Here is a 5,512-nt window from a genome sequence, read left to right as displayed (position 1 = left end):
ATAGAAGATGAAACTGCAGTTAGAGTACCCAACCAGAAACCCTTTAAGTGGGACGGCTTTTCTGAACCAAGGAGGGCTATTCATGGAGGTAAATAGCACGATCTTAATGGTCTGCGGACTGATTGTAATGATCGCAGATATCACGGCATTTGCCCTAATATTTAGAATTTACCTTAAACACAGACGAAAATCTGCACTCATATTTTCTCTAGCCTGGCTCTCAGATTTTGTCATGGTAACTCTTTCGACCTCGAATAGAAGTCTCCTCCTTTACATAGCGGAAATCTCACTCACGGTTTTTGCGATGCTCATATTCGCAGGATCCGTTAAATTACTTGAGGAGGAATCTATTCCAATTTCTTATTCTACTCTCAAAAAACTAGGTCTCATGGCACCCGGCTTTTATCTGTTTATCATTTTAGTCTACAAGTCCACTGGAAACCCCAACTGGACACTAACGGCTGGTGTTTCCCTCGGGATAAGCGGAGCATTTGTGTTTGCAAGCGGGATTATTCTAAGACCAATAGAGGAAATATACAAGAAAACTGCCAAGATTCTATACCTGAGCGTCGTTCTTTTTGGCCTTCATCTTGTTCCTGCAGCCCTCTTTGGGCTCTATGAATGGTATCTCCCAATAGGGTTTATGCTTTCAACAACTTTTACAATCTTAATGGTGTACTCAATGTACAGGTTAACATCAATGAGAGAATTTCTGAAGGATAGTATAGAGACAGTTAAAGTTCCAGACATCCATACAGGAACAATGATAATTAGCCCCAAAGAGTTAGGAAAGATAGCAACTAAACTAGAAAATGTACCTGTGCTCGCCTTTCTTAGAGATTTAAAACATTCTCGTCCAGAATGGAAAACATACTTCATAACGGCGGTACCATTTAGAAAGGAAAACCTTGCAGGAACACTTGCTCCCACAGACCTTGCAAAGATGACTGAAATTACGTTTCAGTACCTCGAAGAGACTTCAAGAAAGGGTGTTCCTGGAGTCATTATTATCGATTGCGTTGAATATTTAAGCATGTACAATTCGTGGGAATCCTTAATGAAATTTTTGTCGAAGCTAAGAGATCTTGTGCTTGTTAAAGGAGGAACTCTGATCCTCGTAATAGACAAAAACAGTATTGAAGAACGCCTCTTCAACCAGCTTAGGAAACTCTTAGAGTGAGGTTTTATAAACCACGGTTCCAAACTAAAAACGCCCCCGCGCGAGGACCCCGGGGAGAATGAACCGGGGGGCGATGCGGGGGCCACAGCCCGGTCTCAGCGAGGTCCCCGCGGGAGGGCCTTCCGCGTTACGGAGCACAATGACCGCGGGAAACCCAGACCGGGCACACTTCTCGCCCGCCTGGGTTAGCCCGCCTGATTCTGCCGTCTGGCTGAGATGATGGCGGGAGTTACGGGCGGGCTACAATATTGATCATTTTTATCTTCAGGTTTTAGTAACTACTAAAAATAGTTACCAAAAAGTGCATAGAAAAAGTTATTAATATCAAATTGCTAAAGATTAGTGCTATGTCAGGGATTACATATAGAGACAATACCTTAGAAAATCTAAAAGAAATAGTGCCATGGATTAGTGGGAACCCAGTTGAAGAGATTCTGGAAAAAAAGAAAAGGGAGAAATTAGAGGTCATCAAATTACTCTTAATAAGGGAGAAGGAAGTCGCAAAGACTTTACCTAGGGAAGTAAGAGATCTAATTAAAGTTCCCGATATCAACGCATTGCTTGGAGATATCTGAACTCAGTAAAGTGTCACCCAAACCTCTTCTCCTTCAAGGTGCCCCTCACTGTCCTCTGGAATTTCTATGTAGCCGTTGCTCTCAACAAGTGAACTTATTATCCCGCTTCCCTTCTTCTTAATGGGTCTCGCCACACCGTTCTCGTACCAGGCCTTGACGAACTCATATCTCCCAAGCTGGCTCGGAACCCTGTCGGTTAGCTTCGCCCTAACGCGAACCTCGTAGTTCTTAGCGCCGACGAGCTTGGCCAAGGCGTGCTTGACATAGAGGTGAAACTGGGCGAAGACAGCCACGGGGTAACCACTCATTATGAAGACCCTCTCACCGTAGCCTATTGGCCTTCCGGGTTTTATTGTCGTCCCGTGGAAGAGCAACCTGACAAAGCGGTGGGCAAAGTCCTTGTCGCCGAAGGCCGAACCGCCCGTAACGAGGACGAGGTCGTTCTCCCTCTTGGCTCTCTCGATGGCATTCCTTATTGCGTCTTCATCGTCCGGAACGACACCGTAGAAGACCGGCTCGCCGAAGTACTGCCTCACGAGGCCCTTAAGCATTATGGAGTTGCTCTCAAGGATTTTGCCCGATTTCAGCGCCTCTTCGTCGAACTCCTCAATGAGCTCGTCACCAGTAACGATTATTCCAACGCGGGGCTTTTTCTTGACCTTCACCCTTTTGAAGCCCACGCTCTTGAGTAGGGCCAAATCCTGGGGTCTTAAAATCCCTCCCTTCCTGAGGATTATCTCCCCCTTCTTAACGTCCTCTCCTGCGAAGGCAACATTCTGGCCCGGCGCAACGGGACGGAGAACCCGTATAACATCCCTATCGCGCTCGGCCATCTCCTGCATTAGAACTGCGTTGGCTCCCTCAGGTATCTTTGAGCCTGTCATGAGTTTTACCGCCGTCCCGGGCTCGACTTTAGCGCTACTCTCTTCACCGGCGGTGATTTCGTCTATAACCTTCAGCTCGACGGGGTTGTATTCTCTAGCCGGGAATGTGTCCTCCGCGCGGAGTGCGTAGCCGTCAACGGCTGACCTGTCGAAGGGCGGACTGTCTATTGGCGAGACTACGTCCTCCGCAAGAACCCGCCCGAGGGCATCATTTATGACAACTTCCTCAAACTCGCTAATCTCTGTTAAATCATTTAAGAGCAGACTCAGAGCTTCCCGGTAAGGGGTGAGGCGCTTGAACTCTTTCATTTCACTCCCTCCCGTGCTTTAGGACGTGACCGGCCTCGTTGAGAATAATCCTCACCCCGGTCTTAGCCGCTCCAAGGCTTCCCGGCAGGCAGAAGACGGCCATTGCCCTGCCGGAGCTTCTGATTATCCCGGCGGTTGCCCTCGTCATGATTGCAGAGGTCCCTATCTCCTCGTAGCTCAACAGTCTAAAAATCTCCCCGAAGCCCGTCAGTTCTTTATCAAAAAGTGGCCTGACGCTCTCTATCGTAACGTCCCTGCTAGCTATTCCGGTTCCCCCTGAAGTGACGACGACCTCGGCTCCCCTCTCGAAGGCATCTATGACTGCCCCGATTATGGCCATCTTCTCGTCGGGCACTATCTTGTAAAGAACCCTTTCGTGTCCGGCCTTCTCAAGCTCCTCAATGAGGAACTTCCCGCTTTTGTCTTCCTTTTCTCCCCTGCTTGCGGTGTCGCTGACAGTTATGACCGCAAATTTGAACTTTTTGGGGGCTTTCCTCTTGTGCTCTTCAGCACCCATGCTACCACCTATGTTAAAGTGATTGCCGAACTTAATAATCTTTCAGAAAACAAGTTTGTTTAAACAGCTTGCCAATAACCAAAAAACAAAGAATAAAAACAAACCTTATTGTTTCATCTCCATGAGTCTCTTGTAAAGCTCCTCGACCTTTTCGCTGACCTCTTCCGGCGAGAAACCCGCTTTTACGGCGAGCCAAGTGGCCCCTCCAGCGCCAACGCCTTCCTTGACATAACCGCGCTCATAGTCCCTCAGGCCCTTAAACTCGCTCTTTGAGAAATCGAGGTCAGCGGAATATGTTACTATCCCTATCTCCCTGGCCGTATCAAGGAAGGTCGCGCTCCTATCATTGACCACCCACTTCGTTGTGGCTATCATAAAGCGATTCAAATCCTCACCAAGGGCCTTAAGAAGAGCTGAAACGGCTAACATCTGGGTTCCTCCAGCGAGGACGATGTTTTTCCTGAAACCCAAAGCCAGGCCTATAACCGTTGCCATCATCGGGTCACCGAACTGCCTCAGAGCCTCGAGTGGATTGTCCTTCAGCTGGCCCTTTTCAATGCCGGCCCTTTTGAAAGCTTCGCTGATTACCTTCTCCTTTAGGCTCTGGGGGTTGTCCGGCGAGGCCGAGGAGGTTCTGGCTTCGTAACCGAGTGCCCAGAGGACTGCTTGAGCGGTTGTCGTTCCCCCGGGTGTTGATTCACCGATAACGAGTTCCTTGATTGGCATCTTGTTGAGTTCCTCACCGAAGAGCTTGGCGCGCTTTATTATCTCGCCGAACTCAGGTAAAGCCGGCTCCGTTCTGAAGTCCCGTCCAACGGCATCGCTTATGTGGACGTGCGGAACGAGGGGTGCTAAATAAGTTCCCCCGCGAACCACGAGGACGGGAAAGTTTGCCAGTTCTTTAGCCGCCTTGGTGATTATAGCCGGAGTTGGATGACCCTCGGGCGTTACTGGAATAACGTCTATCGTCAGGGGCTTCTCGTGGAAGAGGTATTCGGCATCGGCAACAGGTGTTAGCTTCGTAAGCTCGGGCGTTGCTCCTGCGACGCTTATCCCCGGAACTGTGCTTATCTCGGTGTTTCCCAGAACGAGAAGGAAAAGGCTCTCCATTCCGACCACCGCTGGAGGTTTTATCCAAGGGTTTATATGGCCTTCGGCCAACGTTCCCTGGTGGGAAAATGGGGAAGGCCTTAATGGTTCAGGGGACCTCATCTGGCGCCGGCAAATCCCTCCTCGTCACTGCATTATGCAGGATTTTTTCCAACCTCGGCTACGACGTCGTTCCATTCAAGAGCCAGAACATGAGCCTTAATTCAGCGCCGAGCATCGAAGGGGGTGAGATAAGTCGCGCCCAGTACCTTCAGGCGATAGCCTGCAGAAAGAGGCCAAGCGTGAAGTTCAACCCAATCCTCCTCAAGCCAGAAGGAGAGATGAGGAGCCAGGTCGTCTTCATGGGAAAGCCCATAGGTAGCGTCTCAGCCAGGGACTACATGCTCTCGCGGAAGGAAGAGCTTTTTCAAAAGGCAATGAGGGTCCTCGACGAGCTGAAGGAGAGGCACGATCTCGTTTTAATCGAAGGTGCCGGCAGTCCGGTGGAGATTAACCTGAAGGACTACGATATAGCCAACATGCGTGTGGCAAAGCATGCAAACGCGAAAGTAATTCTCGTTACCGACATTGACAGAGGGGGCAGTTTCGCCTCGATAGTCGGTACGATGGAGCTTTTGAGTGAGGAGGAGCGGGAACTCGTGATGGGCTTCGTCTTCAACAAGTTCCGCGGTGATGCTTCCCTCCTAAAGCCGGGATTCGATTACCTCGAAAAACGCTACGGGAAGCTAACCCTCGGCGTTATTCCCTACGTTCAACACCGCCTGCCAGAGGAGGATTCCTTAACCGAGTTCCCGAAGGTTAAGGGCGAGCTTCACATCCAGATAGTTAAGCTCCCGCACATAAGCAACTTTACTGATTTCGAACCTCTCCACTGGGCGAACGGCGTTGACTACGTTACCAGAGCCGAGGAGATAGAGGGCGACGTCATCATAATCCA

General features: G+C 49.7%; 6 protein-coding genes. 3 read left to right on the top strand and 3 right to left on the bottom strand.

Annotated features, from left to right (window positions below):
- Nucleotides 1–82: 82 nt before the first annotated feature.
- Together MVG27_RS08940 and MVG27_RS08935 are read left to right on the top strand one after the other, a co-directional pair.
- Nucleotides 83–1,180 (top strand): DUF835 domain-containing protein, encoded by a 1,098-nt coding sequence (locus MVG27_RS08940; RefSeq protein WP_297556528.1) that lies wholly within the window; start codon nt 83–85, stop codon nt 1,178–1,180.
- A 347-nt stretch (nt 1,181–1,527) separates the two neighbouring features.
- On the top strand, nt 1,528–1,755 hold the full coding sequence (locus MVG27_RS08935) for a hypothetical protein (RefSeq protein ID WP_297550111.1): 228 nt from the start codon (nt 1,528–1,530) through the stop codon (nt 1,753–1,755).
- A gap of 2 nt (nt 1,756–1,757) precedes the next feature.
- Here the strand turns inward: MVG27_RS08935 and glp are convergent, their stop codons facing one another.
- The 3 genes from glp to cobT form a co-directional block, all read right to left on the bottom strand.
- Nucleotides 1,758–2,948: a gephyrin-like molybdotransferase Glp gene (gene glp / locus MVG27_RS08930; RefSeq protein ID WP_297550109.1), complete on the bottom strand. Its 1,191-nt coding sequence runs from the start codon at nt 2,946–2,948 to the stop codon at nt 1,758–1,760.
- 1 nt (nt 2,949) lies between these two features.
- Nucleotides 2,950–3,465, bottom strand: a complete 516-nt coding sequence (locus MVG27_RS08925) for a MogA/MoaB family molybdenum cofactor biosynthesis protein (protein WP_297550107.1) — start codon at nt 3,463–3,465, stop codon at nt 2,950–2,952.
- Nucleotides 3,466–3,570: 105 nt separating this feature from the next.
- Nucleotides 3,571–4,575 (bottom strand): nicotinate mononucleotide-dependent phosphoribosyltransferase CobT, encoded by a 1,005-nt coding sequence (gene cobT, locus MVG27_RS08920; protein WP_297550118.1) that lies wholly within the window; start codon nt 4,573–4,575, stop codon nt 3,571–3,573.
- A gap of 68 nt (nt 4,576–4,643) precedes the next feature.
- Between cobT and MVG27_RS08915 the strand changes: the two genes are divergently transcribed.
- Nucleotides 4,644–5,512, top strand: an 869-nt coding sequence (locus tag MVG27_RS08915; protein ID WP_297556526.1) for a cobyric acid synthase, incomplete at its 3' end; no start/stop codon positions are given.

It is taken from the genome of Thermococcus sp. (genome assembly GCF_027011145.1).
Taxonomy (GTDB): Archaea; Methanobacteriota_B; Thermococci; order Thermococcales; family Thermococcaceae; genus Thermococcus.
This window is presented reverse-complemented; position numbering and strand designations above follow the sequence as displayed.

Excerpts from the sequence above, each read along its gene's own strand:
- MVG27_RS08940 (WP_297556528.1), top strand. The coding sequence starts at position 83 with ATGGAGGTAAATAGCACGATCTTAATGGTCTGCGGACTGATTGTAATG.
- MVG27_RS08935 (WP_297550111.1), top strand. The coding sequence starts at position 1,528 with ATGTCAGGGATTACATATAGAGACAATACCTTAGAAAATCTAAAAGAA.
- glp (WP_297550109.1), bottom strand. The coding sequence starts at position 2,948 with ATGAAAGAGTTCAAGCGCCTCACCCCTTACCGGGAAGCTCTGAGTCTG.
- MVG27_RS08925 (WP_297550107.1), bottom strand. The coding sequence starts at position 3,465 with ATGGGTGCTGAAGAGCACAAGAGGAAAGCCCCCAAAAAGTTCAAATTT.
- cobT (WP_297550118.1), bottom strand. The coding sequence starts at position 4,575 with ATGGAGAGCCTTTTCCTTCTCGTTCTGGGAAACACCGAGATAAGCACA.